The 24372-nt window shown below is 69.5% G+C and carries 19 protein-coding genes; 9 read left to right on the top strand and 10 right to left on the bottom strand.

Going from position 1 to position 24372, the window contains the following annotated elements:
* Positions 1-47 precede the first annotated feature (47 nt).
* From CVO96_RS14830 to CVO96_RS14810, 5 genes are all read left to right on the top strand, one after another.
* On the top strand, positions 48-581 hold the full coding sequence (locus tag CVO96_RS14830) for a GbsR/MarR family transcriptional regulator (RefSeq protein ID WP_165795313.1): 534 nt from the start codon (positions 48-50) through the stop codon (positions 579-581).
* An 11-nt stretch (positions 582-592) separates the two neighbouring features.
* The gene (locus CVO96_RS14825; RefSeq protein ID WP_103312885.1) at positions 593-1489 is read left to right on the top strand and encodes an ABC transporter ATP-binding protein; all 897 of its coding nucleotides are present in this window, start codon (positions 593-595) and stop codon (positions 1487-1489) included.
* On the top strand, positions 1479-2297 hold the full coding sequence (locus CVO96_RS14820; protein WP_103312884.1) for an ABC transporter permease subunit: 819 nt from the start codon (positions 1479-1481) through the stop codon (positions 2295-2297). Before CVO96_RS14825 ends, CVO96_RS14820 begins: the two co-directional genes overlap by 11 nt.
* A gap of 99 nt (positions 2298-2396) precedes the next feature.
* The gene (locus tag CVO96_RS14815) at positions 2397-3749 is read left to right on the top strand and encodes an FAD-dependent oxidoreductase (RefSeq protein WP_103312883.1); all 1353 of its coding nucleotides are present in this window, start codon (positions 2397-2399) and stop codon (positions 3747-3749) included.
* A gap of 82 nt (positions 3750-3831) precedes the next feature.
* A complete protein-coding gene (locus CVO96_RS14810; RefSeq protein WP_103312882.1) occupies positions 3832-4674 on the top strand; it encodes a prephenate dehydratase in 843 nt (280 codons plus the stop codon).
* Between the two features lie 93 nt (positions 4675-4767).
* On the opposite strand, the gene CVO96_RS14805 is transcribed toward CVO96_RS14810, so the two are convergent.
* Positions 4768-8568 carry an ExeM/NucH family extracellular endonuclease gene (locus CVO96_RS14805; protein ID WP_243398386.1) on the bottom strand — a complete coding sequence of 1267 codons (3801 nt, stop codon included), beginning with the start codon at positions 8566-8568 and terminating at the stop codon, positions 4768-4770.
* Positions 8569-9495: 927 nt separating this feature from the next.
* On the opposite strand from CVO96_RS14805, the gene CVO96_RS14800 reads away from it, so the two are divergent.
* Positions 9496-11391: a glycoside hydrolase family 2 protein gene (locus CVO96_RS14800; RefSeq protein ID WP_103312881.1), complete on the top strand. Its 1896-nt coding sequence runs from the start codon at positions 9496-9498 to the stop codon at positions 11389-11391.
* Positions 11392-11460: 69 nt separating this feature from the next.
* Here the strand turns inward: CVO96_RS14800 and CVO96_RS14795 are convergent, their stop codons facing one another.
* Genes CVO96_RS14795 through kamA form a run of 3 tightly spaced genes read right to left on the bottom strand, consistent with a single transcriptional unit; the run spans position 11461 to position 14808 of the window.
* Positions 11461-12843 (bottom strand): acetyl ornithine aminotransferase family protein, encoded by a 1383-nt coding sequence (locus CVO96_RS14795; RefSeq protein ID WP_103312880.1) that lies wholly within the window; start codon positions 12841-12843, stop codon positions 11461-11463.
* A gap of 10 nt (positions 12844-12853) precedes the next feature.
* Positions 12854-13366 carry a hypothetical protein gene (locus CVO96_RS20790; protein ID WP_133161805.1) on the bottom strand — a complete coding sequence of 171 codons (513 nt, stop codon included), beginning with the start codon at positions 13364-13366 and terminating at the stop codon, positions 12854-12856.
* A 14-nt stretch (positions 13367-13380) separates the two neighbouring features.
* The gene (gene kamA / locus CVO96_RS14790) at positions 13381-14808 is read right to left on the bottom strand and encodes a lysine 2,3-aminomutase (RefSeq protein WP_103312879.1); all 1428 of its coding nucleotides are present in this window, start codon (positions 14806-14808) and stop codon (positions 13381-13383) included.
* Positions 14809-14970: 162 nt separating this feature from the next.
* On the opposite strand from kamA, the gene CVO96_RS14785 reads away from it, so the two are divergent.
* From CVO96_RS14785 to CVO96_RS14775, 3 genes are all read left to right on the top strand, one after another.
* Positions 14971-15432, top strand: a complete 462-nt coding sequence (locus CVO96_RS14785) for an Lrp/AsnC family transcriptional regulator (protein ID WP_103313536.1) — start codon at positions 14971-14973, stop codon at positions 15430-15432.
* A gap of 61 nt (positions 15433-15493) precedes the next feature.
* The gene (locus tag CVO96_RS14780) at positions 15494-16381 is read left to right on the top strand and encodes an SMI1/KNR4 family protein (RefSeq protein ID WP_133161804.1); all 888 of its coding nucleotides are present in this window, start codon (positions 15494-15496) and stop codon (positions 16379-16381) included.
* 27 nt (positions 16382-16408) lie between these two features.
* Entirely contained in the window at positions 16409-16867 is a 459-nt protein-coding gene (locus CVO96_RS14775; protein WP_103312877.1) for a DinB family protein, read from the top strand.
* A gap of 44 nt (positions 16868-16911) precedes the next feature.
* On the opposite strand, the gene trpD is transcribed toward CVO96_RS14775, so the two are convergent.
* From trpD to CVO96_RS14745, 6 genes are all read right to left on the bottom strand, one after another.
* Complete coding sequence (gene trpD, locus CVO96_RS14770) at positions 16912-17919, bottom strand: anthranilate phosphoribosyltransferase (protein WP_103312876.1); 1008 nt, start codon at positions 17917-17919, stop codon at positions 16912-16914.
* Positions 17916-18545 carry an anthranilate synthase component II gene (locus CVO96_RS14765; protein WP_103312875.1) on the bottom strand — a complete coding sequence of 210 codons (630 nt, stop codon included), beginning with the start codon at positions 18543-18545 and terminating at the stop codon, positions 17916-17918. Before CVO96_RS14765 ends, trpD begins: the two co-directional genes overlap by 4 nt.
* A 1-nt stretch (position 18546) precedes the next feature.
* Positions 18547-18939: an immunity 53 family protein gene (locus CVO96_RS14760; protein WP_103312874.1), complete on the bottom strand. Its 393-nt coding sequence runs from the start codon at positions 18937-18939 to the stop codon at positions 18547-18549.
* Positions 18936-19325 carry a tautomerase family protein gene (locus CVO96_RS14755; RefSeq protein WP_103312873.1) on the bottom strand — a complete coding sequence of 130 codons (390 nt, stop codon included), beginning with the start codon at positions 19323-19325 and terminating at the stop codon, positions 18936-18938. Before CVO96_RS14755 ends, CVO96_RS14760 begins: the two co-directional genes overlap by 4 nt.
* Positions 19325-20767, bottom strand: coding sequence for an anthranilate synthase component I (gene trpE, locus CVO96_RS14750; RefSeq protein WP_103312872.1), 1443 nt, complete (start codon positions 20765-20767; stop codon positions 19325-19327). Before trpE ends, CVO96_RS14755 begins: the two co-directional genes overlap by 1 nt.
* A 198-nt stretch (positions 20768-20965) precedes the next feature.
* A complete protein-coding gene (locus tag CVO96_RS14745; RefSeq protein WP_103312871.1) occupies positions 20966-24355 on the bottom strand; it encodes a DEAD/DEAH box helicase in 3390 nt (1129 codons plus the stop codon).
* Positions 24356-24372 lie beyond the last annotated feature (17 nt).

Raw genomic sequence — 24372 nt, 5'->3', positions numbered from 1 at the left:
GTCATCTACATCTTTCAGAATATTCTGAAATGTCGTACACTTTCGTCATGACCGATGCGGGCAAGGCGGATCCCGGGCTCAGCGGCCACCTGCAGTTCATCGAGCGGGCGGGCGTGATGCTGGAGATGATCGGGATGCCGCGCGTCTCGGGGCGGGTGCTGGGGGCGCTGCTGTGCGCGCCGCCGGGGGGCCACACGGCCGCCGAACTCGCCGCGACGCTGCAGTCCAGCCGGGCGGGCATCAGCACCGGCCTGAAGCACCTGACGCTGATGGGCTTTATCGAGCACGCGCCCAATCCGGGCGAGCGGGCCGACCGCTTCCGGGTGCGGCCCGGCGCCTGGGCGACCTTGACCGAGCAGGGCAACCGCAAGCTGGAGACCTTCGTGCGGCTGGCCGAGGAAGGGCTGGCCGCGCTGCCGCCGGGCGGCGATCCGGGGGCGCTGCGCGAGATGGGCGCCTTCTACCGACTGTGGCTCGAACTGTTTCCGAGGGTGCTGGAGGAGTGGCACGCCCTGCAGCGAAGGGAAGGCCAGCGGCGAGAGGGTCACGGGTCAGAGGGGCAGCAGCGAGACGGCACCTGAAGGGGGAGCACATGAACGCTATCGAGATCAGCGGCCTGAGCAAGCTCTACGCGCCGGGGGTCGGCCTGAAGCCCATGACCCTGGCGGTACCGCCGGGAGAGATCTTCGGCTTCCTGGGGCCGAACGGGGCGGGCAAGACCACCACCATCCGCACGCTGCTGGGCTTCCTGCGCCCGGGCGGCGGGCAGGCGCAGATCCTGGGCCACGACGTCTGGCGTGAGAGAGAGGCGGTTCACGCCCGCGTGGGCTACCTGCCGGGCGACGTCCACCTGCGCCCGGAGTGGACGGCCGGAGAGCTGATCCGCCGCACGGCGGCCCTGCGCCCCGCCGCCACGCCCGAACACGGAACCCAGGTGGCGCGGCGCCTGACCCTCGACCTGAACAGGCGGGTGGGCACGCTCAGCAAGGGCAACCGGCAGAAGGTGGGACTGGTGCTGGCGCTGATGACGGGCGCCGAGGTACTGATCCTCGACGAGCCCACGGACGGCCTCGACCCGCTGGCCCAGGAGACGGTGCTGGAGCTGCTGCGCGAGGCGCGCGCCGGGGGCCGCACGGTCTTCCTGTCGAGCCACGTGCTGGGCGAGGTCGAGCGGGTGGCCGACCGGGTGGGTCTGATCCGCGCGGGGGAACTCATCCGGGTGGAGGAGCTGGCCACGCTGAAGGCCAGCCTGCCGCAACAGGTGCGGGTGAGCTTCGCCGCGCCCCCACAGCTCAGGCTCGCCGAGCTGCCCGGCATGAGTGGGGGCGAGCAGCTGGGGCTGGACTTCCGCGGCCTGTGGCGCGGCGCCCCGGACACCCTGATCCGGGCGCTCGCCCGCGAGTCGCTCCGGAGCCTGAGCCTCACGCCGTCCAGCCTGGAAGACGCGTTCCTGGGCGAGTACCGCCCGGAGGTGCCCCATGTGGCCTGAGCCCCACGGGTCTGCTTCCTCTTGGCCGGAACTCTACCGGCAGACCCTGGCCGACTCGCGGCGCAGCCTGCTGGGCTGGGCGGGGGGCCTGGCCGCCTACGTGCTGCTGCTGATGGCCTTCTATCCCAGCATCCGCAACGACCCCAGCGTGAACGAGATCATGAAGAGCCTGCCGGGGGCCCTGAGGACGCTGATCGGCGACGACCTGACCACCCCCGCCGGCTACGTGGGGGGCCGGCTGCTCAGTCTGATGCCGGTGCTGCTGTGCGTGTTCGCGGGCCTGAGCGGCGCGGCATTGATTGCCGGCGAGGAGGAGCGCGGGCGGCTGGAGCTGCCGCTGGCCCAGCCGGTGTCCCGCCGGGCGCTGCTGCTGGCACGCACGCTGGCCCTGCTGACGCTGCTGCTGGCCCTGGGAGCGGTGCTGTTCCTGAGCATCTGGGGCTTCGGGGGGCTGTTCCAGGCGCCCCTGCCTGCCGGACGGCTGCTGGTCACCACGGGGCTGCACGTCCTGGGGGCCTGGGTCTTCGGCGCGCTCGCGCTGGCCCTGGGCGCCGCGACCGGGCGGCCCGGCCTCGCGGCGGCGGTGGGTGCCGGCCTGGGCATTGGCCTGGTCGCGCTGCACACCCTGAGCGCTCAAGTGCGGGTGCTGGCCGACCTGGCGTGGCTCAACCCCTGGTCGGCGGCGCTGGGCGGCTCGCCGCTGGTGCAGCCGGTCAGCCTGTGGCCGCTGCTGGTGTGCCTGCTGGTGGGCGCGGGGCTGGTCGGGCTCGCCCTGCCGAGCTTCTCCCGGCGGGACGTGGGCCGCTGAACGGGCACTGAGCGGGCAGAGGGACGCGGTGTCAATGAACGGGGCGTCAATGGACGCGGTCTAAAGGGCGAGGCGCCGGGGGCGGGGTAGGCTCGGGCCATGCGAATCGTCATCGTGGGCGGGGTGGCCGCCGGCATGAGTGCGGCCAGCCGCGCCCAGCGCTTCGACCCCGCCGCCGAGATCGTGGTCTTCGAGCGCGGCGACTACGTCAGCTACGGGGCCTGCGGGCTGCCCTACGTGCTGGGCGGAGATGTGGACGACTTCGGGGCGCTGGTCGCCCGCACGCCGGGGCAGATGCGGGCGCGCGGCCTGAGCGTGCGGCTGCGCCACGAGGTCACGGGGGTGGACGCGGCGGCCCGGACGCTCACCGTGCATGACCGCGGCGCCGGGCGTGCCGTCACCGAGCCCTACGACCGCCTGCTGCTCGCCACCGGGGTCTCCCCCACCGTGCCCGACTGGGCCAGCAGCGACCTGGCCGGCGTCCATGTCCTGCGCGAGATTCCCGACGGGCAGGCCATCCAGGCCAGCCTGCAGGACGCGAAACGGGCCTGCATCGTGGGGGCGGGCTACATCGGGCTGGAGCTGGCCGAGGCCATGCGGGCGCGCGGCCTGAGCGTGGTGCTGCTGGAAAAGGGGCCGGAGGTCGCCGGACGCGGCTTCGACCTGCCCTCCCAGCGCCGGGTGCGCGCCGAGCTGGAGAAGAACGGGGTGGACGTGCGCTGCGGCACCGGCGTGACCGGCCTGACCGGCAAGGGGGGCCGGGTGAGCGGCGTGCAGACCGAGCACGGGCTGGTGCGCGCCGACGTGGTGGTCGTGGCGGTGGGCGTGCGGCCGAACACCGGGCTGGCCCAGGCGGCCGGGGCCCGCCTCGGCAAGACCGGGGCCATCGCGGTCGATATCCGGCAGCGAACCAGTACGGAGGGCGTGTACGCGGCGGGCGACAACGCCGAGAGCGTCCACCGGGTCACCCGCCGCCGGGTGCATATCCCGCTGGGGCTCACGGCGAACCGGATGGGCCGCGTGGCCGGCGTGAACATGGCCGGCGGCGACGCCACCTTCCCGGGCATCGTGGGCACCGCCATCTTCAAGACCTTCGGCCTGGGGGTGGCGCGCACCGGCGTGACCCAGGCCGAGGCCGACGGGCTGGGGCTGCAGGCGATCAGCGTGGACGTGAGCAGCACCGACCACGCCGGCTACTACGCCGACGCGCGGCCCATCCAGGTGCGGCTCACGGGAGAGCGCGGCAGCGGCCGCCTGCTGGGCGCCCAGATCGTGGCCGAGAACCACATCAGCGCCAAGCGCATCGACGTGGTGGCCGCCCTGCTGCACCGCCGCGCCTCCGTGCAGGATCTCTTCGACGCCGACCTGGCCTACGCCCCGCCCTTTTCCTCGGTGTGGGACGTGCTGCTGGTCGCGGCCGACCGCCTGAACCGCGAGCTGCGCCAGGGGTGATGGGGCCCCACCTTCTGACTGCTCGCCTTCTGTCTACCCTCCGGCCGTCCCGCCACACCGCGCCTGCGCTAGCCTCGCCCGTATGACCGAGCCGGCCGCAGACCTCACCGTCGCCTTCCAGGGCAACCCCGGTTCCTACGGCGAGATCGCCGCGCTGAACGCCGCCGGGCACACGCCCCACACGCGCGGCTACCCCACTTTCCACGAGGTCGCCCAGGCGGTCGAGTCCGGCGAGGCCCACTACGGCGTCCTGCCAGTGGAAAACTCGCTGATGGGCGCCATCCACCAGTCGATCGACCTGCTCAGCGAGACCGACCTGCACGTGGTGGGCGAGGTCGTGGTGCGGGTCTCGCACTGCCTGATGGCGCTGCCGGGCGTGGAGATCGGGGAGATCCGCCGGGTGGCGAGCCAGCAGCCGGCGCTCGATCAGTGCACCGACCTGATCCGCAAGCACGGCTGGCAGCCGGTCGCCGCGCACGACACCGCCGGCAGCGCCAAGAATCTGGCCGCCAGTGGCGAGCGCGACCTGGCCGCCATCGCCAGTGCCCGCGCCGCCGAGCTGTACGGCCTGAACATCCTGCAGCGCAACATCGAGGACGAGCCCTTCAACTACACCCGCTTCATGATCCTGCACCGGCACGAACCCGCGCCCAGCGCCGCCCCGCACAAGACCAGCCTGGTCTTCGCGGTGCGCCACACGCCGGGCTTCCTGGTGGAAACCCTGAACGAGCTGCGCGGCCTGAACCTCAGCCGCATCGAGAGCCGCCCGCGCCGCGACCGCGCCTGGAGCTACCTGATGTACGTGGACATCGAGGGCGACGCCCGCGACCCGCAGGTGGCGCAGGCGCTGGCCGGGGTGCTGCGCAAGGCCAGCTACGCCAAGATCATCGGCTCGTATCCGATGGCGACCGAGACCGTGGGGTAGAGCCGGGCGGCAGCAAATGATCCACGCCCCGGAGGAAGTCTCGGGGCGCGGCCGGAACGAACGCGAAGCGCGGTTTGGTTCAGGGGCGAAGGATCAGGGGCAGACGTTCAGGGGCGCGGCGCTGTTGCGCGGGGCCGCCGCCAGCACGTCGAAGTCGGCGCTGTTGCTGCCGGTGTCCGTGCAGCCGCCCGCCTTGCGCTGGGCACTGGCCGTGGCCGACAGTACCGGCGTCGGGCTGCCCTCGGACTCGTTGGCGGCGCCGTAGCCCACGAAGTCGAGCACGTCGGGGTCAGCCTTGCCGGTGGACGGGTCGCCGTTGGCGACCAGGGCGACTTTCCCGGCGCTGGCCCCAAGGGCGAGGCTGCCGGTGGCGTCGGGGGTAGGCAGGGCGGACGTGCCGCCCGTGCCGGCCGCCATCTGAACCAGGAAATACCCTCCGGGCCGCAGCGCGGGCGTGCCTGCCGGGAGGATGTAGGTATTCGCCGCGCTGAATGCGCCGGCGGCCGAGGCGTACTGGATGCTGCGGCCGGCCAGGACGGCGTCGGCGCTGCCCGCATTGAAGAGTTCCACGAAGTCGTTCCTGTAGACCGAACCTGTGTTCCCACCACCGCCGAACAGCTGGCTAATCACCAGACGGGTGGTGCCCCCGGCGACCGGGGCCGCCGTGACGCTCAGGGGCTTGCTGGCGGTGGCGGTCTCGGCGCCGGCCGTGGCGCTCACGCCGATGGTCAGCGTGCCGGCGGTGGCGTAGGTGTGGGTCAGGCTGGCGCCGGGCGCGCTGACGGTCTCGGGCGCACTGCCGTCGCCCCAGGTCACCGTGACGCTGTCGAGGGCCTTGTTCGCCCCCAGGGTCAGGGTGTAGGGCTGTCCGGCGACCACCGTGGCGGCGCCGCTCGGGTTCAGGCTCAGGGCGGCCGGCGCGGCGGCATCGGCGGTCAGGTTCAGGCCGACCAGCACGGGGTCGTGGTCGCTGGCGCGGTAGGCGTCCGGGGTGTAGAGGTCAGGCGAGGTGCAGGTCGTGCTCGTGCAGGCCGGGTTGTTCTTGAACTCCACGTTGTAGTCGAGCACCACCGGCTCGTCGGCGTTGATGTGCCACTCGGTGATCCCGCTGACCTGGGCCTTCAGGTTCGGGCTGGCGATGGCGTGGTCGAGGTAGCCAAACTCGCCGTTGAACTGGAAGGAGTAGCGCTCGTCGGCCGGGATGCGCTTGTTCAGGCCCTCGAAGTTCGCGCCCGCCGGGTCGGTCAGCAGCTTGATCGGGTCTTCGTCGCCGTAGGCGTTGAAGTCGCCCATCAGCAGCACGTCGGCGTCGCGGGTCTGGGTCTTGATGGTGTCCACGAAGTTCAGCAGCGCCTGGGCCTGCTGCACGCGCAGCTGGTTCCAGCAGCCCTGACCGGTGTCGACGTCCCCGGAGGTCGGGCAGCTGCCCTTGCTCTTGAAGTGGTTGGCGACGACCGTGAACACGCCGCCGCTGCCCAGTTCACGGAAGGTCTGGGCCAGCGGGGGGCGCGAGTACACCGTGTTGGTGTCGACCATGAAGGGGCGTTCCAGCGCCACGCGGCCGGGCTTGTACAGCATGGCGACCTTGATGGCGTCGGTGCCGATGACGCCGGTGGTCACGGCGGCGTACACGGAGCTGCCGTAGGCGGTATTCAGCGCGTCGCGCAGGTTGTTCAGCGCGCTGTCGCCGTTGTTCTGCACTTCCATCAGGGTCACGACGTCGGCGTCCAGACCCCTGAGGGCCGCGACGACCTTGGTCTGCTGGCGCAGGAATTCGGCGCAATTGGTGGCGCCGCGCGAGCTCGCGCTGGTGCCGTCGGCCGTGCAGCCCGAGTTGGAGGTCACGAGCTGCGTGAAGTAGTTCAGGACGTTGGCCCCGGCGACCTTCAGGCTGCCGCCCACGCTGGCGGGCGCGGCGAACCGCGGGTTGGCGTTCACGAAGACCGGCGGGCTGGTGGGCTCGATGCGGTAGCCGCCCCCCACGTAATGCACGGTGCCGGTGAGGCCCGCCACGGTGTCCCCGGCGCGGCGGGTGTTGTCCGGCCCCAGGAAGGGCAGGGTGGCCGGATTCTGAGCGCTCCGGACGTCGTCCAGCACGATGCGGCGCAGGGCGTTGCCGGCCGCGCTGCCGCCCTGGCCGTTGGTGGGGTTGAACACGCGCCCGCCGCTCGCCAGGCCCAGCTCGCCGTAGCGCCCGTAGCCGAAGGTGTCGGTCACGGTCAGGGTCGTGGGAATACGGATCTGCATCCCTTCATAGCGCTCCAGGTCGGTGGCGCTGCTCAGTGGGAAGGGCACCTCGCTGGGGGTCACGCTGCCCGCGCCGCAGGCATCGAGCGCGCTCAGGCTGGTCAGCTGGGTCACCGGGTTGGTCGTCCCGAACTCGGTCACGGTGGCGCTCACCTGCACCAGATCGCCGGCCTTCACGGCGCGCGGGGTCGTGCCGGTGAACACGAAGATGCCGTCGCTGGTGGCCGGGTCGCTGTCGGGGGTCGCCGACTGCATGAAAAAGCCGCTCAGGCCCGCCTGGGCGTCCAGCGTCACGACGCCGCGCGTGGTCACGGTCTGGCCCGCCAGCGGGCTGCTGGCGCCGGGGCCCTGGATCGCCGCGATGGGCGTCAGGCGGGCCGGCGCGGCGCAGGCGCTCGCCGGCGCAAAGGGCAGGTCGAAGGAGGTGGCCGTGGCGCTCGGCGAGATCGGCTGGCTGGCGCTGCTCGTCTCCCCGGCCGGCGTGATGGTCTTGATCACGACGCCGTAGGTCGAGCCGACCGGCAGACCGAGCGTGCCGCCCCAGGCGCCGCCACCCCGCGGCACGAGTTCCAGCGTGTACGAGGGCTTGAGGGCCGCCGCCCGCAGGGTCTGGGCGCCCAGGGGCGCGGTCACAACCGCCTGCACGCGCGTGGCGTCGGCGGGCACGCCGCTGACGTTCAGGGTCACCGGGGTGATCTCGGCCCCCAGGTCGATGTTCACGGTGGGGTTGGCGGCGTCGATCACCTTGAGCGACGTGCTGGAGGTGCTCGAGAGGCCCGCCGTGTTCGTCAGGGTCACGGTGACGGTCTGGGTTCCGGCGGCGGTGTAAGTGTGCGGGTAGGTGGCATCGAGGCCCGGGCCGGTCACGGCCGTGGTGTCGCTGCTGCCGTCGCCCCACTCGATCTTCACGGAGGCGAGCTGGTCGCCGCCGGCCGGCTGGCTGCCCTGCACGCGGATGCTCAGCGGGTCACCGATCTTCACGCTGGCGGGCGCACTGACCGAGGCGACGACCGGCGCCTGGGCCACCAGATCCTGCAGGGCTACGCTGACGCTCTGGTCGGTTTCGCTGAGATCCAGCGTGGCGCTGCCCTGCTGGCGCAGGATGCCCTGGCTGTCGCGGCCCTCGACCAGCACGTTCAGGTTGCGCCCCGTGCGAACGCCCGGCAGCTCGCCGCTGGCCTGAGTGCCGCTGGGCAGCAGGCGGGCTTCCAGGCCCGAGACCTTGGCGACCAGCACGTTGCTCTTGGCCCCCACGCCGCTGGCGTTGACCGTGATGGCGCTGCTGACGCGGTTCATCCGCAGCTCGATGGTCGAACCGTCCTGGATGTTCAGGCTCCTGCTGGTCTTGTAGAGCGTGATCTGCTTGTCGGCAGCGTCGTAGCCACGCGCAGTCAGGGTGTACGCGCCCTTGGCGAGCTTGTCGAGCTGAACGGTGGCGACGCCGCCAGACAGCGTGGCCGTGTACAGCTTGCTCTCGGCCTGGGTGGCCGGCTCGGTGCCCTGAACGTCGAGGGTTACGGTCTGGATCTGGGCGGGCAGCGCCAGCATCTTGATGGTCGGGCTGCCGGCCCCGGGGGCGCCGGGTGCCCCCTGCGAGCACGCCGTGATCAGGAGTGAAAGGCTAAAAAGCGCGGTTCGATTGGGCATTTGGACATTCTCCTTCATGAAATTCTGGTCGGGCCGCTCACATTCTCAGCTGGTTGTCACAGAATTGTCACGAAGCCGGCGTCAAGAGCATGGGGCTCTTCTCCGTGTCGTCCTGTTCTGCCGGACATCCGTGTGCCGCTCTACCGCGTCGGCTGCGGGCCGCCGGACGGTTCTCCGGCCCGGGAGAAGCGGCCAGGCGCATTGCCCAGGACGCCCTCGACCGTGCCCGGAGACGGTCGAAGCCTCAGATCAAGCCGCCCACCGCTTCCCGCCGGATCAGCAACTCCGCGCCTGCGTACTCGCGCGGCCGGAAGCTCTGACAGGTTGATGCGGGGGACGACCTCGCCGCCCCAAACTTGAACCGGGTTCGGTCGCTGGACAGGCCCTGAGCGTGACGCCCGTCCCGTAGAACCCGGCCTCCGCAAGCCACCGCGACCGCGCGCGGAACCCTCCGACCTTCGCGGTGAACGAAAACACGCCCGTAACCTGCCGCCGGTCAGGGCGCGGGCGCTCTGGGGCGAACTGGGCCACGGTGGTTGCCCCGTTTCCGTCGCCACCGAAAATGGTGGGCCGCTCCCAGCCGGATCGGCACTTCATGAGAGATAATGAGGACTCTGGAGACCAGCGGAAGAATGCCAGAATCCCTGTTCGTTTTTCAGCGGTCTCGAGAATCCACCACGAGCACGGGCTTGCCGCTGGATAAGACTGGATGGATAATCCCCTCTTCTTAAGACCTCTGTCAGATTTTTGGAGCATACTTTAAGTGTGCATAAAGGTCAGGAAAGGGGGAAGGCTCCAGGGCCTGTGCGGTCGGCCCGTCCCCTGTGGTTCCCGCCCCGCGGCACCCGACATCTCCACTGGCTTCTTCCCTGTCTTCCCTCCAGCTCCCTTCTCCGCGGCCACGACGGTGCGCCGCACAGGTGATCTATGGCCACAGCGCATCTGTCCACCACGCCACTGCCCTCCACGCCCCTGTCTGTCCATCCCCGGCCCCTGCTGCAGCGCGGCGAGTGGCAGAGCGCCGATGGCTCCTGGGCGTTCGCCTTCGATCCCCAGGCCGAGTACCGGCTGCCGGCCGAGGTGCCCTTCGATCTGGTGATCGAGGTCCCCTACGCGCCCGAGAGCCGGGCCAGCGGCCTTCATCAGCCCATCCACGGGCGGGCCGTGTGGTACCGCCGGACGCTGGAGTGCCCGGCCCCCTGGGCACCGGGCCGCACGATGCTGCACTTCGGCGCGGTGGACTACCGGGCGACCGTCTGGGTGAACGGGCAGGAAGTGGCCCGGCACGAGGGGGGCCACACGCCCTTCTCGGCCGACGTCAGCGCCTTCGCCCACGCACCGTTCGAGGTCGTGGTGCGCGCCGAGGACGACCCTCTGGCGCTGGATCAGCCGCGGGGCAAGCAGGACTGGCTCGCTGAGCCCCACGCCATCTGGTATCCGCGCACCACCGGCATCTGGCAGACGGTGTGGCTGGAGCGGGTGCCGGCCACGGCCATCCGCCGCCTGGAGTTCCAGCCCGATCTGGATCTCTGGGGCCTCCACCTGAACGTGGAGGTGAGCGGCTACCGCCCCGGCACCCGGATCCGGGTCGTGCTGCGCTACGGCGAACAGCTCCTGGCCGACGACCTCTACACCCTGCATTCGGAGGAACTGCAGCGGGTCATTCCCCTGCTCGACGGCGGCATCGACGACCACCGCGCGGGACTGCTGTGGAGTCCGGAGCACCCCCGGCTGATCGACGCGACCGTGGAAGTCCTGCAGGGCGGCGTGGTCGTGGATCAGGTCAGCAGTTACACCGCGCTGCGCTCGGTGGGCATCGAGCAGGGCCGCTTCATGCTCAACGGCCTGACCTACCCGCTGCGGCTGGTGCTCGATCAGGGCTACTGGCCCGACTCCCTGATGTCCGCCACGGCGGAGCAGCTGCGCGCCGACGTCGAACTGACCCGGGCGCTGGGCTTCAACGGCGTGCGCAAGCACCAGAAGCTGGAAGACCCGCGCTACCTGTACTGGGCCGACCGCCTGGGGCTGCTGGTCTGGGCCGAGATGCCCAGCGCCTACCGCCTCACGGACCGCTCCGTCGAGGCCGTGACCCGGGAGTGGCTGGAGGCCGTGCGGCGCGACCGGGGCCACCCCTGCATCGTGGCCTGGGTGCCCTTCAACGAGTCCTGGGGGGTGCCCGACCTGACCCGCAGCGAGCGCTCGCGCTCCCTGGTGCGCGCCCTGTACGAACTGACCCGCAGCCTCGACCCGAGCCGCCCGGTGATCGGCAACGACGGCTGGGAGAACGGCGCGACCGACGTCCTGACCATCCACGACTACACCCCGCACCCCGGCGTGATCCGTGAGCGCTACGGCTCGCGGGAGAGCATCCGCGAGACGCTGCTGCACAGTCGCCCCGGCGGCCGCGCGCTGCTGCTCGATCCCGCCCTGGCCGACCGCGGCCTGCCGGTCATGCTCACCGAGTTCGGCGGCATCGCCTACCTCTCGGACGGTCAGGCCGGCTGGGGCTACAGTCAGGCCGACAACGGCGAGAGCTTCACGGCGCACTACGAGTCGCTGCTGTGGGCCATCCACGACTGTCAGGGCGTGGCGGGCTTCTGCTACACCCAGCTCACCGACACCTTCCAGGAACGCAACGGCCTGCTGGACGAACACCGCCGCCCCAAGGGCGACCTGAGCCGCCTGATGAGGGCCACCCGCAACCAGCGCCCGGCACTGACCACGCCGCTCAAGGACGCCCTGGAGACCGGCGCCTGGGACGCCGCGCTGGCCGTGTCTCCCCCCAACGAGATCCTGCCGCTGGAGGCGGAGCTGCCCGCCTGAGCGATTCCCCATCCACAGCACAGCCGCGATCCGGGGAGTTCCCCAGATCGCGGCTGACTGCTGGGACGCTCAGCGCTGGGTCGACAGACTCCGCAGCGCCCCTCGCATGATCTCCAGCCCCGTCTCGGCGTCCTCGCGCGTCAGGATCAGCGGCGGGGAAATCCGGATGACGGCCTCGCCACAGTCGAGGTTCAGCAGGCCCTTCTCGAACATCGCCATGCTGGCGGCGTCGCGCAGCTTGCCGTCGGGGCTGCCGTCGGGCTTCACGAACTCCAGGCCGATGAACAGGCCCTGCCCGCGCACGTCGCCCAGGAAGGGGAACTCGGTCTGCATGGCCCGCAGTTCGGACAGGATGTAGTCGCCCACGCTGGTGGCGTTCTCCATCAGGCTGTCGCCGCAGCCGGGGTGCTTCACCACGCCCTCCAGCAGATCCAGCGTGGCGTGCGCCGCCGCCGCCGCGACCGGGTTGCCGCCGAAGGTGGAGCCGTGCGAGCCGACCGGCCAGGTCATCACGCTTTCTTTGGCCAGCATGGCGCTGATCGGCAGGCCCGAGGCGATGCCCTTGGCGACCGTCACGATGTCGGGCTGCACGCCGCCGTACTCCTCGAACTGCTGGAAGCTGAACATCTTCCCGGTGCGCCCCATGCCCGACTGCACCTCGTCGAAGATGAGCAGGATGCCGTGCTGGTCGCACAGGCCGCGCAGCTTCTTCAGGAAGCCCATGGGCGGCACGATGTACCCGCCCTCGCCCTGCATGGGTTCGATGATGAAGGCGGCCACCTCGTCGGGCGGGAGCACCGTCTGGAAGAGGTTCTTCACGTGGGCCAGCACCGCGTCGCCGCAGAACTCGGGCGTGGAGCCCAGCGGCGGCCGGAAGGGGTTGGGGTACGGCACGTGCGACACGCCCGGCAGCAGCGGCCCGAAGCCGCGCTTGTACTTGGTCTTGGAGCCGGTCAGCGTGATCGCCCCGTAGGTGCGCCCGTGGAAGCTGCCCAGCGTGGAGATGATGTGCGTGCGCCCGGTGTGGTTCCGCGCCAGCTTCACCGCCGCCTCCACCGCTTCCGCGCCCGAGTTCCCGAAGAACACGCGCCACTTCTCGCCGGGTTTCTCGATGTGCTTCACGAGCCGTTCCGCGAGGCTGGTCGTGATTTCCTGCGGGTAATCGGTCAGGCAGACGTGCGCGAACCGCGTCATCTGCTCCTGCACGGATTTGACGACATGCGGGTGCGCGTGCCCGGTGGTGGACACGGCGATGCCCGCAAAGAAGTCCAGCATGGTGTTGCCGTCCACGTCGGTGAGCCACACGCCCTCGCCGTGATCCGGCACGAACGGATAAGGGCGCATGTAGGAGGTGGAGAGGTGCTGGGCGTCGCGGGCCATGATAGCGGCGGTCTTGGGGCCGGGCAGGGAAGTTTTGAGTTCAGGCTGGCGGGGTTTTGGAAGGGTGGTCATGGGGAACTCCTCAGTTTTGATTGTAAGAAAACAGTGGCTTCAGGTGCGCAGGTAAACCCTCAATCCAATCTGCAGCCACTACATGCGGTTCAATAATTCTGCCCAGCACTGCTTTGGTCAGATGCCGATATTCAACTTTATCTTCAGCACTAAGTGATTCGACCCAATTCCGAGGAAGGTTTAGTGATCCGACAGGATCTGCGAGATCAGCAGCAGGGTCAAAACCAACTTCCGAAGGCTTATAGAACCCAGCGCCATACCAGTATTCAACCGTTTCAAAGACAGCGTAACGTTCCGAGTGCCAGTAAGAAATGTTGTGTTTTCTACGGTAGTTTAAACATACGGCGGGTTGCGAATACCAGTAGAGAGCAAGGGCAACGGCCTCAGGGCATCGTGTCTGATTCACCATCCATAGGGCCAGCCGGACATGGAAATGATCGAGATAAAACCATGCGAAACACATCCAGTCCTCGTCGGACGCTTCTTGAAGGTAATTCAACGCTGCCGAGGCGTGCCGATCCATTCCTCCATTCTCGCTCAATCCCCGCTCACAGCCACCGGCACCTGAACCATCCCATCCGGCGCCGTATCGGTCACGGCCACGTCGAGCCCGATCCCGTGCGCGGCCCACTTGTCCTCGCGGCTGTTGAGTCGGTGTTTGGTCGCGCCGGGGCGGTTGCGGCTCTCGCTGAATTCCTTGGGCTCGATGGAGATGCGCTCGCCCTCCATCAGGCCGTAGATGCCGCTCTGGCCGGGTTCCTTGCGCTGCCACTCTTCGGGCACGGCCATATCGGGGCCGGTATAGTCGTCGGGCTCGGAGTAGGCGGCGATGTAGCCCTCGAAGTTGCGGAGGATCAGCTTGTCGGGGCTGTGCGAGAGCACATAGTTGGGCGCGACCGGAATCTTGCCGCCGCCGCCAGGGGCATCCACCACGTAGGTGGGGATGGAATAGCCGCTGGTGTGGCCGCGCAGGCTCTCCATGATCTCCAGGCCCTTGCTGACCGTGGTGCGCAGGTGCCCGGCCCCATGCACGAGGTCGCACTGGTAGATGTAGTAGGGGCGCACGCGGATCTTGACGAGTTCACGCAGCAGCTTCTGCATGATGACCGCGTGGTCGTTGATGCCGCGCAGCAGCACACTCTGGTTGCCCAGCGGCACGCCGGCGCGGGTCAGGCGGTCGCAGGCGTCGGCCACTTCGGGCGTGATCTCGCGCGGGTGGTTGACGTGGATGTTCATCCAGACCGGGTGGTTCTCGCTGAGCACGTCGCACAGTTCCTGGGTCACGCGCATGGGCATGAACACGGGCACGCGCGTGCCGATCCGGATGATCTCGATGTGCTCGATCTTGCGCAGTTCGGCCAGCAGGCGGCCCAGCACCTTGGGCGCCAGGGTCAGCGGATCGCCACCCGAGAGCAGCACGTCGCGCACCTGGGGCGTGTTGCGCAGGTAGTTGAGCTGCGCCTCGTACTCGGCGGGGTTGAAGGTCTCGGTGGGGTCGCCCACGATGCGGCTGCGCGTGCAATAGCGGCAGTAGCTGGCGCACTGGGTCGTGACCAGCATCAGCACGCGGTCGGGATAGCGGTGCACCAGTCCGGGCACGGGGCTGTGCTTGTCCTCGGCCAGCGAGTCTTCCATCATCGAGGTGAACGATTCCAGCTCGTGGTGCGTGGGAATCACCTGCCGGCGGATCGGGCAGGTGGGATCGTCGGCGTCCATCAGCGAGGCGAAGTACGGCGTGATGTCCAGCCGGAAGATGTCCTTGGCGCTGGCGCCCTGGCGCTCACTCTCGGTCAGGCGGATGACCTCTTCCAGCTCGGGCACGGTGTTGATGCGGTTTTTCAGCTGCCACTTCCAGTCGTACCACTGCTCGTCGGGTACGTCGGCCCATCTGGGGGCGCGGTGGTTGCGGGGCAGCATCTGTTGCGACCGGGTGGTCGCCTGTGGGTGCAGGGTGGATCGGGTCATCGTGGGCCTCCAGAACGGGTGAAACAGTGGGATATGTAACCTTCATTCTCACCGCCCGGCCCCCCTGATTGAAATGGGCGCCAGGGGCTCCACATGCCATCTCAGACGCTCAGGAACCTCGCAAACGCGACTGCAGACCTGGCATTTGCTAAGATGGCGGGTGTGAGACAAGCCGGCGGCTCCCTCGATCCCCTCGACCACCGCATTCTGCAGGAGCTGCAGACCGACTCGCGGCTGAGCATGCGGGAACTGGGTCGCCGCGTGGGCCTGAGCGCCCCGGCCGTGACCGAGCGGGTGCGCCGGCTGGAGGACGCCGGGGTGATCCTGGGCTACGGCGTGCGGGTGGCGAGCAAACCCCTGGGCCGCACGATCACGGCGTTTATCGGCGTGCAGGACAGTGGGCGCAACGACCCCACGCTGGTGCGCTGGGCCACCAGGAATGACGGCGTGCTGGAGTGCCACAGCGTCACGGGCGACAACTCCTGCATCCTGAAAGTCGCCGTGCCCGACGTGGGCGCGCTGGAAACCATGCTGACTGACCTGATCAACATGGGCTTCACCTGCGACACGAGCATCGTCCTGAGCACGCCGCTGGAAGGCAAACTGCTGCTGCCGCCGAAATGAGGTGCTGCATGTGCCGACGCACGGCCTTCGCCTCGTCGCCGCCAGGCTATGCTGCCGACACATGCAAAAGTTGATAGCGTCGCTCCGGAGCCGTGGGCTTGAGGTCAATCCCCCGGCCACGCCAGAACAGCTTGAAGCCCTGGAAGCGGCGCTCGGTTATCCAGTGCCTGCTCCGGTACGGGAACTGTACGAGGCATTCGACGGGATCGTGGATGACGAACAGGGCGACATGTGGTGCCGGATACACACGCTTGAGGACACGATAGCGGCCCTGGAGGATTTCCGCGCTCCTTATGAGGAAGTGCAGTCGCCAGCGCTGGCCAACGTAGGCATCCCGCTTTTCAATGACGGAGGCGATAACTACCTCGTCTACTGCACGCTGACCGAGTGCTCAGGCCGGATCATCTATTCCGAACACGAGATGACATTCGAACCCCAGGTCATCTTTGCCGATCTACGAGAAGCCTTCGAAGCACGCTACGAGTTGGACGATGGCGACCTTAAGATTCCCCAGATTTACCCTGCCCGCGCCGGTGATTTCCCAGGAGACGAGGCTTCCGCTGACGCTTGCATTCAGGCCTGGAGATCCAACCCAGATGAGGTGGGACTGTTCTTTCTGGCGCTGGCCTGCGGCGTTCTCCCCAGAGAGCGGGAAGGCGAAATGTTGACCTGGCTGAATGAGGTCGACCGCTACTCTGTGCGCCCCATCTACGACAGCCTCGGGCGACGACGGACAGCGGAGGCCGTGCCCGCCCTTGAGACGCTGATGCACCGCACGAAGGCTGCTGGCGATTCGTTCAGCAGCGAATTGGGCTGGATAGCGCAGGCCATCGCCAGCATTGACACGGTCGAGGCGAAGGAAGCCCTGATCAGGCTGGATCGGACTATGCCGGACAACACGTTGAAACAGCTGATCGCACAGGTTCATCCGGATGGCCAGGCGACATGAACCAGATACCGGGACTTACACTCTTCTATGCTTCCTGAGCTGTCCACCCTCTTCGCCCGCGACCTCACGGCCGTCATCAAGGAAATGGAGACCTACCCGGACGAGGCCACGCTCTGGCGTGTGCACGGCGAGATCATCAACCCGGCGGGGAACCTCGCGCTGCACCTGATCGGCAACCTGTCGCAGTTCGTCGGGGACGATCTGGGCGGCGTGCCGTACGTGCGTGACCGAGCAGCGGAGTTCTCGCGGCGGGATGTGCCGCGTGCGGAACTGATCGCCGGGCTGACCCACGTCCGGACGCTCGTGCACGGCACCCTGGGCCGGCTGGACGAGGCGCGGCTGGCCGAGGTTCATCCGCGCGTGCTGCCCGCCTTCCCGGAAGGCATGACCAGCGGCGCCTTTCTGCTGCACCTGTACGGCCACCTGAACTGGCACCTGGGCCAGATCGACTACCACCGCCGGCTGATCGACTCGCAGACGCCATAACGAAGGGAGAGACTCACCAGCCCCTCCCCCACCGATCCGCAGTCCTAGCCTCGTCGCGTCAGCTCGGCGTACCTCTGCAAGACATCCCAGCCCTGGCCGCCGCGCATGATCTCGCGGGCCTGATCCACACCTTCGCGGATGCTCTCGACCCGGCCCGCCGTGCGGAGAGCGGCGCCCGAGTTCAGGGCCACGATGTCCTGCTGGGCTGGGGTTCCGCCGCCGGTCAGCAGGGCGCGCGTGATCTCCGCGTTCTCGGCCGGGGTGCCGCCCACGATGGCCTCCCGCGCGTGCAGGCTCACGCCCGCCTCCTCCGGGTGCATCTGGCGGTCGATGATCTCGCCGTCCCGTAGGCCGGAAACCGTGTTCACGCCGCAGACGGTGAACTCGTCCAGACCGTCGCCGTAGACGACCGTGGCGCCCCGGGTGCCCAGCAACCTCAGCACCTCGGCCAGCGTGCGGGTCAGCTCGGGCTTGAAGACGCCCACGACGAGGTGCGTGGCCCCCGCCGGGTTGCTGAGCGGCCCCAGGATGTTGAACACCGTGCGGGCGGCCAGATCGGAGCGCACGGGCGCGGCATGCCTCAGCGCCGGGTGGTAGTTGCGGGCGAACATGAAGCCCACCCCCAGCGTGTTGATGGCGTCCTCGACCACTTCGGGCGGCGCGTCGAGGTTCACGCCCAGGGCCTCGAGGACGTCGGCGCTGCCTGCCCGGCTGGACGCGGCGCGGTTGCCGTGCTTGGCGACCGGCACACCCGCCCCGGCGACCACGAAGGCGGTGGTGGTCGAGATGTTGAAGGTGTGGGCGCCGTCGCCGCCGGTGCCCACCACGTCCAGCAGCACCTCGCGCGGGGCCACGTTGACGCGCACGGCGTTATCGCGCATGGCCTGGGCGAAGCCGGCAATCTCCTCGGGCGTCTCGCCGCGCACGCGCAGGGCGGCCAGGGACGCGGCCATCCGCACGCCGCTCATCTCGCCGGCCATCACCTCCTGCATGAAGGCCGCCGCCTCGGCCTGGGTCAGCCGCTCGCCGTTCATCAGCCGGGCGTGGGTCATGCGCCCACCGGCTGATCCTGGGGCTGTTGTTCCTGGTTCTGGCGGTACTCGCGCACCAGGGTCAGGAAGTTCCTCAGCATGTCCATGCCGCCCTGGGTGGCGATGCTCTCCGGGTGGAACTGCACGCCGTAGACCGGGTACTCGCGGTGGCGCAGCGCCATCACGATCTCCTCGCCGGGGTCGCTCGTCCAGGCGGTCGCCTCCAGTTCGGGCGGCAGCTCCCGCACCACCAGCGAGTGGTAGCGGGTGACCTCCAGGCCGTCCTGCAGGCCCGCGAAGAGGCCCGCACCGTCGTGGCGCAGGGGGCTGGTCTTGCCGTGCACCGGCAGCAGCGCGCGCCCCACCTGGGCGCCAAACGCCTCGCCGATGCTCTGGTGGCCCAGGCACACCCCCAGGGTCGGGTACTGCGGCCCCAGCTCGCGGATGACCTCAACGCTCATTCCCGCTTCATGCGGCGTACACGGCCCCGGCGACACCACGATGGCGTCGGGATTCAGGGCGCGCACCTGGGCAAGCGTGAAGGCGTCGTTGCGCCACACGGTCAGCTCGCAACCCAGTTCGCCCAGGTACTGCACGAGGTTGTAGGTGAACGAGTCGTAGTTGTCGATCAAGAGGATGCGGGTCATCTCACTCCTTGAGCAGCTTCGGGTAAATGGATGATTTGATCTCAAGCCCCGGCTCAGCCCAGGCCCTAAATATGTCGACAATTTCCGACAGGTTCACCGGCCCGCCAAACGCACGGAAGCAGCCCTGAGATACGGTGCAATTAAGCCAGTCGTCTTGATGCCGTTCGATCTGACACACCTTGAATGGACGGGTAGAGAGGTACGTCTTCGAGAGGTCAATCTTGACCGCCCAACCCGGATTGTCCAACGTCGAGATATTCGGCCCAGAGCCGTGCTCCCAGTCACCGTCGCACATCGCGTAATACCAGCCTTGAAGCCACTGGATGGGGTCGGCTGTCCTCAATGCGGAGGCGATATATGTTTCCCGCAATGTCACTCCAGGCTGAGGTGTCATTGGTGAACCTCATAGGGGAGTGGCTGTTCGTCGCCGGGCTGGCCGCGAATGCTCCAGTGGGCAGCCGGGACTTCGATCAGGGTGACTTCCAGATCGTTGGGTGCGAGGCCAGCGTAATCCTCCAGCGCGGCCTGCAGCGCCAGCAGGTAGGCCCGCAGGGTCTTGGGCGTCCGGCCGGCGAAGAGGTGGATTTCGAGGATCAGGTAGGCGCCGCTGCGGCCGTCCGGGTGGATGAAGTCCTGATCTTCCAGGGCGAAGAAGCGGTGGTAGCGCTTGTCCTCGGGCTGCCCCAGCTCGCGCACCGTGGCGCGGTGGATGGCGTCGGAGATGACCTGCCGACGCCCTTCCAGGAAGCGGGCATGGCCGTAGATCTTGACCTGGGCCATCACAGCCCCCCGGCGGCCATCTCGACCGCGCGCATCAGGGCCGCCGCCTTGGCGCGGGTCTCCAGCTCCTCGGCCACCGGATCGGAGTCGGCCACGATGCCTGCCCCGGCCTGGATGTGCACGCGGCCATTCGCGATGACCATCGTCCGCAGGGTCAGGGCCATGTCCATCGAGCCGTCGAAGGCGATGTAGCCGAAACTGCCTCCGTAGGGCCCGCGCCGCACGGGTTCCAGCTCGTCGATGATCTCCATCGCGCGGATCTTGGGCGCGCCGCTGACCGTGCCCATCGGCAGGGTGCTGGCCAGGGCGTGCAGCGGCGTCTGGCCGCCCCGCAGTTCGCCGCTCACGCTGGAGACGATGTGCATGACGTGACTGTAGCGCTCGATGGAAAAGGCGTCGTGCACGCGCACCGAGCCGTAGGTGCTGACCCGGCCCAGGTCGTTGCGGCCCAGGTCGACGAGCATCAGGTGTTCGGCGCGCTCCTTCTCGTCGGCCAGCAGTTCGGCGGCGAGCGCTTCGTCGGCCTCCGGGGTGGCGCCGCGCGGGCGGGTGCCGGCGATCGGCCGGGTGGTCACGGTGCGGCCCACGCTGGCGAGCAGGCTCTCGGGCGAACTGGCGACCAGCGTCACGGCGCCGAGCTGAAGGTAGCCCAGGTAGGGGCTGGGGTTGACCCGGCGCAGGGCGCGGTACAGGGCGAAAGGGTGCACCTCCAGATCGGCGCTGAAGCGCTGGGCGGGCACCACCTGAAAGACGTCGCCGGCACGGATGTACTCCAGCGCGCGGCGCACGGCGTCCTGATAGCCCTGCGGCGTGAAGTTGGAGGTGAACTGCGGGGCGGGGGCGGGCGCCTGGCCGGGCACCTCGGGCAGCGGGCCGCGCAGGCGCGAGACCAGCGCGTCGACCTCGGTCTGCGCCGCCTCCGGGGTAGTGGCCGCCGCCACCGCGATCAGCCGGTGCTTGAGGTGGTCGTAGATGACCATGCCGCGTGGCGCGATGAAGCAGGCGTCGGGCACCCCCAGCTCGTCCGGGTTGGCGTCGGGCAGGCGTTCGTAGGCGCGCACGATGTCGTAGGCGGCGTAGCCCACGGCGCCCCCCACGAAGGCCGGCAGGCCCGCGGGCACCTCGGCGGGGCGGGTCGTGACCGCGTACAGGCGGGCCAGCGGGTCGGCCTCCGGGCCGCTGTAGTCGCCGAACACGCCGCTGCTGGTGAGCTGCCCCGCCCGGTACTCGAAGCGGCCCTGAGCGCCCACCCCGATAAACGAGTAGCGGCCCAGCTTCTCCCCGGCCTCCACGCTTTCCAACAGGAAGCTGACCTCCTCGCCCTGCGCGGCCTTCAGGTAGGCGGTGACCGGGGTATCGAGGTCGGCGTTCAGTTCGGTGGAGGCCAGGTGGGCGGGGCTGGAGGCAGGTGGGCTGGACGCTGTAAGACTGGGCTGGGTCATGCGGCTCCTCTGAAGGGGGGACAAAGAAAAGCGCCCGGTGGAGGGGATCCACCTGGGCGCATCTGGACGGTGCTGCTGGAATGGGCAGCGCGTCAGACCCAGGCGAACCTGGGCCACCACCACGCACCGCTCACGGACATGGGCTGAGCATAGCGCGGCGCGGGGGCGGGCTCAAGAGCCGCCAGCATGTCGGCGCGCTCAGGCGGGCGCCCCGGCCGGCTGCTCCTCGTCCTCCAGGGGCGCGAACAGGCGATCGAGGTCGGCCGGCGTGAGCTGCGTGGCGTCGCTCAGGCCGCCGTCGAGGATGCCGCGGGCCAGCGAGGCCTTGCGCGACTGCAGATCGAGAATGCGCTCCTCGACACTGCCGGCCGCGATCAGCTTGTACACGAACACCGGTTTGTCCTGGCCGATGCGGTAGGCCCGGTCCGTGGCCTGATCCTCGGCGGCGGGGTTCCACCACGGGTCGTAGTGGATCACGGTGTCGGCCGCCGTGAGGTTCAGGCCCACCCCGCCGGCCTTCAGGGTGATCAGGAAGACCTGGGTCTGTCCGCTCTGGAACTCGTCGATCTGGTGCTGGCGATCCTGGGTCTGGCCGGTCAGCTTGGAATACGGGATGGCGGAGGCCCTGATCCACTCCTCCAGATGCCCCAGCAGCGTGGCAAACGACGAGAAGATCAGCACCCGGCGGCCCTCCTCGAGCATCTGCGGCAGGTTGCCCTGCAGCCAGTCGAATTTGGCGTTGCCCTCGACGCCGCGCGCCGCCTCCAGCTTGACCAGCCGGGGATCGGTCACCGCCTGTCGCAGCTTGAGCAGCGCGTCGAGGATGGCGATGGTCGACCGGCCCAGCCCGCGCGCCCGCAGCTCCTCCTGCACGCGGCCCTGCATGGTCACCCGCACGGTCTCGTAGAGGTCGCGCTGGTCGCCGTCCAGGGTCACCCGCACGGGGATTTCGGTCTTGGGCGGCAGTTCTCGGGCCACGTCGCGCTTTTCGCGGCGCAGGATAAACGGGCGCACGCGGGCGGCCAGCGCCGCGCGGCGCTGGGGGTCGCCGCGTTTCTCGATGGGCGTGCGGTACAGCTCCTTGAAGGCCTTCTCGTCGTGCAGCAGGCCGGGCGCCAGGAAGTTGAACTGCGACCACAGCTCGCCCAGGTGGTTTTCCAGCGGCGTGCCGGTCAGCGCCAGGCGGTGCCGGGCATGCAGGCTGCCGGCGGCCTTCGCGGCGGCCGTCTTGGCGTTCTTGATGTTCTGGGCCTCGTCGAGAATCACCAGATGGTAGCCGTAGGCGCCCAGTTCCTCCAGATCGCGCGGCAGCAGCGGGTAGGTGCTGAGGATCAGGTCGTGCTCGGGGATGCGCTCGAACAGCGCCTTGCGATCCTTGCCGTGCAGGGTGAGCACCCGCAGGCTGGGAGCGAAGCGGGTCGCCTCCGCCTGCCAGTTGCCGATCACCGAGGTCGGCGCGATGACCAGACTGGGCCGGTCGGCCCGGCCAGAGGCCTTCTCGATGAGCAGGTGGGCCAGGGCCATGATGGTCTTGCCCAGCCCCATGTCGTCGGCCAGGATGCCGCCCATGTCGTACTCGCGCAGGAACTGGAGCCAGGCGACCCCCTGCAGCTGGTACGGCCGCAGTTCGGCGCGCAGGCCGGCAGGCGGCTCGACGGGCTCGATGCCGCCGAAGTCGCGCAGCTTATTTCCCAATTCCAGCAGGCGTTCGGCGCCCAGCCAGCGGGCCTGCACCGCGCCCTCCAGCTCGGCCAGGCGGGCGGCGTCCAGCAGGGGCAGCTTGAGCGGGCCGGCGGGCAGGTCGCGCAGGTGCAGTTCGACCAGCACACTCAGGATGGCGCGCACCCGGCCGGCGGGCAGGGCCACCCGGCGCCCGTCGCCCAGGGTGGCGAAGATGGTCTCGTCGTCGCCCAGTTCCTGCAGGGCCTCGGGGGTGAACAGTTCCGGCTGCCGGGCGATCAGGTCGGCCAGCACCGGCAGCAGGCTGACCCGCTGCCCGTCGACCACGATGCCCAGGTCGAGGGTGAACCAGCCGCCGTGCGAGTCCTCGGCCTGGCCGTACCAGTCGCTGATCTCGGCGAAGTTGAGGGGGAAGTCCGGATGCAGGTGCACGCTGAAGCCGCGCAGCTCCAGATCCATGCGGCCCACCCGCATGAATTCCATCCAGGCCTCGTCGTCGCCCAGGGTGAGCAGCTCGGAGAGTTCGGGGGGCACGTTGAAGTCCTCGCGCCAGACGTCTTCCAGGCGCATGAAGCCTTCCAGGTGCAGGCTGCGCGCGGCCTCGCGTTCGGCGTCCAGGTCGCGGGTCACGCGGGTCAGGACGCCGCCCCGGTAGAGGGTCGGGCCGCTGGTGTGGGCAGCGTCGGGCACCGCCAGGCCCCCGTAGGCGTGGCGCAGCTCGGCAGCGGCGAACACGCGGGTTTCGGGCCGGCGGGCCCAGCCGTCGCGCACGTACACGGTGGCGGTGCGGCCCATCAGGTGGAGCTGGGGCGTGTAGGGCAGCTGCTCCTCGCGCACGCGCACGGTCTGCGGGATGGGCAGGGGCAGGCCGGCGGCCGTGATGGCGTGGGCCAGCGCCGTGGCCTGACTGGGCTGCAGCGTGGGCCCGGCCAGGAAGCGCGTTACCTGCTCGGGCGAGGCGTTCACGTTCAGGCGCGAGAGTTCATGGGCCTGGGGCTGCACCGCCCAGGGGGGTGTGACCGGCAGCACCACCGCGCCCGGCACCTGGGCCACGTCCAGCGTCGGGGACTGGCCGCCCCGGGGATCGGAGGCCCAGGCCAGCTCGCCGGGCAGCTCCGGGCCGCGGGTCAGCAGGTGCTCGGGCCGCTCCCAGCACAGCCGCCCGGAGGCCAGCAGCGAATCGATCAGCAGGTCGCCGGCGGGGTGGTCGGTCAGGGCGAACAGTTCCTCGCCGTAGCGGCCGGGCTCGTGGGCGCTGACGGTCGCCATTTCGAGGAGGCGCAGCAGCTTGGCGTCGCGGCGCACGAAGGCGGGGGCGGTCGACAGGCTACGCGGCACCGTGTAGCGCTCGGCCCCCCGCAGATCGGGCTCCTCGCCGCGCAGGGGCAGCCGCATGAGCTGGATGCCCACCCGGCGCTGGGCACCCGCCGCACCCGTCGGCCCGCTGGCCGGGGCGAGCAAGCGCAGCACGTAGCGCAGCTCGAACTGCCGGCCCCGGGCCTGCCCGGCCTGTTCCTGAAAACTGGCGAGCCACTGCTGGGTGCGGGCGTCCAGGGCCTCCTCGGCGACCGTGGGGGTGGCCGACATGGGCTCGGCGCTGGCGACCGGCGCCGGGCTGGGGGCCGGTCGGGGCCAGTCGGGCGGGTCGGTGGCCAGCACCAGGGCGGCCACGTGCCGGCAGCGGTAGCGGCCACAGGTGCAGCCGGTGGAGAGCAGCTGCGGCTCGGGGGGCGGCAGCAGTTCGGCGCTGGCCTGATACTCCACCCCGCCGTCCATGATGGTGCCGCTGGCCCGCCAGCCCGCGTCCGTCCACTCGCGCTTCACGTTCTGCACGGCGTCCTCGCGCAGGGCGAGACCCTGGGCCGCCGTGTCCAGGCCAAAGCCCGGCGGCAGGCGGCTGAGCTTCACTGCATGACCGCCAGACG

The sequence above is a fragment of the Deinococcus koreensis genome (assembly GCF_002901445.1).
Classification (GTDB): domain Bacteria; phylum Deinococcota; class Deinococci; order Deinococcales; family Deinococcaceae; genus Deinococcus; species Deinococcus koreensis.
Note: the sequence above shows the minus strand (reverse complement) of the source record. Positions and strands in the feature narration are given on the sequence as shown.

Bases quoted from the DNA above. Each gene is read 5' to 3' on its own strand.
- CVO96_RS14760 (WP_103312874.1), bottom strand. From the start codon at position 18,939: ATGACACCTCAGCCTGGAGTGACATTGCGGGAAACATATATCGCCTCC.
- CVO96_RS14825 (WP_103312885.1), top strand. From the start codon at position 593: ATGAACGCTATCGAGATCAGCGGCCTGAGCAAGCTCTACGCGCCGGGG.
- CVO96_RS20790 (WP_133161805.1), bottom strand. From the start codon at position 13,366: ATGGATCGGCACGCCTCGGCAGCGTTGAATTACCTTCAAGAAGCGTCC.
- trpD (WP_103312876.1), bottom strand. From the start codon at position 17,919: ATGACCCACGCCCGGCTGATGAACGGCGAGCGGCTGACCCAGGCCGAG.
- CVO96_RS14795 (WP_103312880.1), bottom strand. From the start codon at position 12,843: ATGACCACCCTTCCAAAACCCCGCCAGCCTGAACTCAAAACTTCCCTG.
- kamA (WP_103312879.1), bottom strand. From the start codon at position 14,808: ATGACCCGATCCACCCTGCACCCACAGGCGACCACCCGGTCGCAACAG.
- CVO96_RS14830 (WP_165795313.1), top strand. From the start codon at position 48: ATGACCGATGCGGGCAAGGCGGATCCCGGGCTCAGCGGCCACCTGCAG.
- CVO96_RS14775 (WP_103312877.1), top strand. From the start codon at position 16,409: ATGCTTCCTGAGCTGTCCACCCTCTTCGCCCGCGACCTCACGGCCGTC.
- CVO96_RS14815 (WP_103312883.1), top strand. From the start codon at position 2,397: ATGCGAATCGTCATCGTGGGCGGGGTGGCCGCCGGCATGAGTGCGGCC.
- CVO96_RS14780 (WP_133161804.1), top strand. From the start codon at position 15,494: ATGCAAAAGTTGATAGCGTCGCTCCGGAGCCGTGGGCTTGAGGTCAAT.
- CVO96_RS14800 (WP_103312881.1), top strand. From the start codon at position 9,496: ATGGCCACAGCGCATCTGTCCACCACGCCACTGCCCTCCACGCCCCTG.
- CVO96_RS14805 (WP_243398386.1), bottom strand. From the start codon at position 8,568: ATGCCCAATCGAACCGCGCTTTTTAGCCTTTCACTCCTGATCACGGCG.
- CVO96_RS14810 (WP_103312882.1), top strand. From the start codon at position 3,832: ATGACCGAGCCGGCCGCAGACCTCACCGTCGCCTTCCAGGGCAACCCC.
- trpE (WP_103312872.1), bottom strand. From the start codon at position 20,767: ATGACCCAGCCCAGTCTTACAGCGTCCAGCCCACCTGCCTCCAGCCCC.
- CVO96_RS14755 (WP_103312873.1), bottom strand. From the start codon at position 19,325: ATGGCCCAGGTCAAGATCTACGGCCATGCCCGCTTCCTGGAAGGGCGT.
- CVO96_RS14765 (WP_103312875.1), bottom strand. From the start codon at position 18,545: ATGACCCGCATCCTCTTGATCGACAACTACGACTCGTTCACCTACAAC.
- CVO96_RS14820 (WP_103312884.1), top strand. From the start codon at position 1,479: ATGTGGCCTGAGCCCCACGGGTCTGCTTCCTCTTGGCCGGAACTCTAC.